Annotated in this window: 1 protein-coding gene; it reads right to left on the bottom strand. The window is 34.0% G+C overall.

Features of this window, described 5'->3' with window-relative positions; genetic code table 11:
- Positions 1–348: hypothetical protein (locus RZN25_18615; protein ID MEQ6378796.1), on the bottom strand; the 348-nt coding region annotated here is incomplete at its 3' end.
- Between the last annotated feature and the right edge of the window lie 81 nt (positions 349–429).

Here is a 429-nt window from a genome sequence, read left to right on the forward strand (position 1 = left end):
TTCAGAAAATTCACTTAGTATTTTATAAATATTTTCTGCTTTTTCAGGATTAATAGCTACTTTTGAATATCCTTTATAAGAAGATGCCCATTCAACTTCTACTGTAGTATCTAAATCTCTTAATGTCTTTGTCCATTCAGAATAATTTTTTAAAGCACGAGGTCCCAAGAATGAGATTGACTCACTTAGGGTTTCTTCTCCTTCAGAAGAAAACAGAAGCTCAAACAACTCCGATAATATTTGAGACTGTACTGGTTCATCAAACAAATTCTCGGAAGAATGTTTTAATTCTAAAACAGCTTTAAATGACCCAGCCCTTGCTTCCTTAAATATCACTTTCCTATCCATCAAAAAGCCCGCCAAGTGGCTCATGCATAAACCTACTCAGTGGGTTCCTTTATTACTTCTTCACCATATATTCGTTATAAC

It is taken from the genome of Bacillaceae bacterium S4-13-56, assembly GCA_040191315.1.
Taxonomy (GTDB): domain Bacteria; phylum Bacillota; class Bacilli; order Bacillales; family JAWJLM01; genus JAWJLM01.